This is a genomic window from Flavobacterium sp. GNP011 (genome assembly GCF_056428925.1).
Genome location: NZ_JBWJVJ010000040.1, coordinates 1 through 2920, shown reverse-complemented (window position 1 = coordinate 2920; position 2920 = coordinate 1). Strand labels below are relative to the sequence as shown.

Annotated in this window: 3 protein-coding genes and 1 pseudogene; 2 read left to right on the top strand and 2 right to left on the bottom strand. The window is 35.6% G+C overall.

Features of this window, described 5'->3' with window-relative positions; genetic code table 11:
- The coding region (locus tag AC061E_RS16475) for an RsmB/NOP family class I SAM-dependent RNA methyltransferase (protein WP_478287233.1) at window positions 1–614 on the top strand (614 nt) is incomplete at its 5' end.
- Window positions 615–676: 62 nt separating this feature from the next.
- On the opposite strand, the gene AC061E_RS16470 is transcribed toward AC061E_RS16475, so the two are convergent.
- Entirely contained in the window at window positions 677–1486 is an 810-nt protein-coding gene (locus tag AC061E_RS16470; protein ID WP_478287232.1) for an RluA family pseudouridine synthase, read from the bottom strand.
- On the opposite strand from AC061E_RS16470, the pseudogene AC061E_RS16465 reads away from it, so the two are divergent.
- A pseudogene (locus AC061E_RS16465) lies at window positions 1487–2266 on the top strand (RluA family pseudouridine synthase); the annotation flags it as partial.
- A 62-nt stretch (window positions 2267–2328) separates the two neighbouring features.
- Here the strand turns inward: AC061E_RS16465 and AC061E_RS16460 are convergent.
- On the bottom strand, window positions 2329–2920 hold a 592-nt coding region (locus AC061E_RS16460), incomplete at its 5' end, for an RsmB/NOP family class I SAM-dependent RNA methyltransferase (protein ID WP_478287231.1).

Sequence of the window (2920 nt, the reverse complement as noted above, 5' to 3'; positions counted from 1 at the left end):
GGCAATGTGAAGTGTTTTTCCACCAGCACCTGCACAGGTATCAACTACTCTCATTTTTGGATGTAAAACCAGGAATGAGAGTAGTTGATACCTGTGCAGGTGCTGGTGGAAAAACACTTCACATTGCCTCTTTGATGGAAAATAAAGGACAATTAATTGCAATGGATTTATATGAAAGTAAATTAAAGCAATTAAAAATTAGAGCCAAAAGAGATGGTGCTTTTAATATTGAGTACCGCATTATCGACTCTACTAAAATTATAAAAAAATTACACGAGAGAGCTGATAGAGTTTTGATTGATGCTCCATGTAGCGGTTTAGGGGTTTTAAAAAGAAATCCTGATGCTAAATGGAAATTGAAACCAGAGTTCATTGATAACATTCGTAAAGTACAATCTGAAGTTTTAGAAAGTTATTCTAAAATTGTAAAACCAGGAGGGAAATTAGTTTATGCAACTTGCTCTATTTTACCATCTGAAAACCAAGATCAAGTGAAACGTTTTTTAACTACCGAAATTGGAAAACAATTTACTTTCGTTAAAGATCATAAAATCCTAGCATCAGAGTCAGGGTTTGATGGCTTTTACATGGCGCTTCTAGAACGTAAAGAATAATATTAAAAGCTTATAGCACAAAAAAAACTCCAATTTCTAAATTAGAAATTGGAGTTTTTTTATTAGTTCTCTTCGTCTGTCATGTGTGATTTAGAGTAACCACGCCATTTTTCAATACAATCTTGAAAATCTTTAGGCAACTCAGTATCAAAACGCATCATTTCACCAGTTGTAGGATGAATGAATCCGAGTGTTTTTGCGTGAAGTGCTTGCCTTGGTAACGCTTTAAAACAGTTGTCTATAAACTGTTTGTATTTTGTAAATGTAGTTCCTTTCAATATCAAGTGACCTCCATAACGCTCATCATTAAATAAGGGATGCCCAATGTGTTTCATATGGGCCCGAATTTGATGTGTTCGTCCAGTCTCAAGCTGACAAGCTATTAAAGTAACGTATCCAAAACGTTCTAATACTTTATAATGCGTTACAGCTGGTTTCCCTATTTCAGGATCAGCAAAAACGGCCATTTGCATACGATCTTTCAAATGTCTAGCTAAATTTCCTTCTATAGTACCACTATCCTCTGCCACATTGCCCCAAACAAGAGCAACATATTCTCTTTCTGATGTTTTTGCTTCAAATTGCTTGGCAAGATGCGTCATAGCGGCTTCGGTCTTTGCAATGACTAACAAGCCTGATGTGTCTTTATCAATTCGGTGAACAAGTCCAGGACGTTCACTACTATTCATAGGCAAATTATCAAAATGATGGGCTAATGCATGAACTAAGGTTCCAGTATAATTCCCATGACCAGGATGCACTACCATTCCAGGTAATTTATTGATCAACAATAAAGTATCATCTTCATAAACAATATCAAGCGGAATATCCTCTGGAATAATATGATTTTCATACGGAGGATGCGAAAGCATATTATTCCAGAGGATATTCCGCTTGATATTGTTTATGAAGATGATACTTTATTGTTGATCAATAAATTACCTGGAATGGTAGTGCATCCTGGTCATGGGAATTATACTGGAACCTTAGTTCATGCATTAGCCCATCATTTTGATAATTTGCCTATGAATAGTAGTGAACGTCCTGGACTTGTTCACCGAATTGATAAAGACACATCAGGCTTGTTAGTCATTGCAAAGACCGAAGCCGCTATGACGCATCTTGCCAAGCAATTTGAAGCAAAAACATCAGAAAGAGAATATGTTGCTCTTGTTTGGGGCAATGTGGCAGAGGATAGTGGTACTATAGAAGGAAATTTAGCTAGACATTTGAAAGATCGTATGCAAATGGCCGTTTTTGCTGATCCTGAAATAGGGAAACCAGCTGTAACGCATTATAAAGTATTAGAACGTTTTGGATACGTTACTTTAATAGCTTGTCAGCTTGAGACTGGACGAACACATCAAATTCGGGCCCATATGAAACACATTGGGCATCCCTTATTTAATGATGAGCGTTATGGAGGTCACTTGATATTGAAAGGAACTACATTTACAAAATACAAACAGTTTATAGACAACTGTTTTAAAGCGTTACCAAGGCAAGCACTTCACGCAAAAACACTCGGATTCATTCATCCTACAACTGGTGAAATGATGCGTTTTGATACTGAGTTGCCTAAAGATTTTCAAGATTGTATTGAAAAATGGCGTGGTTACTCTAAATCACACATGACAGACGAAGAGAACTAATAAAAAAACTCCAATTTCTAATTTAGAAATTGGAGTTTTTTTTGTGCTATAAGCTTTTAATATTATTCTTTACGTTCTAGAAGCGCCATGTAAAAGCCATCAAACCCTGACTCTGATGCTAGGATTTTATGATCTTTAACGAAAGTAAATTGTTTTCCAATTTCGGTAGTTAAAAAACGTTTCACTTGATCTTGGTTTTCAGATGGTAAAATAGAGCAAGTTGCATAAACTAATTTCCCTCCTGGTTTTACAATTTTAGAATAACTTTCTAAAACTTCAGATTGTACTTTACGAATGTTATCAATGAACTCTGGTTTCAATTTCCATTTAGCATCAGGATTTCTTTTTAAAACCCCTAAACCGCTACATGGAGCATCAATCAAAACTCTATCAGCTCTCTCGTGTAATTTTTTTATAATTTTAGTAGAGTCGATAATGCGGTACTCAATATTAAAAGCACCATCTCTTTTGGCTCTAATTTTTAATTGCTTTAATTTACTTTCATATAAATCCATTGCAATTAATTGTCCTTTATTTTCCATCAAAGAGGCAATGTGAAGTGTTTTTCCACCAGCACCTGCACAGGTATCAACTACTCTCATTTTTGGATGTAAAACCAGGAATGAGAGTAGTTGATACCTGTGCAGGTGCTGG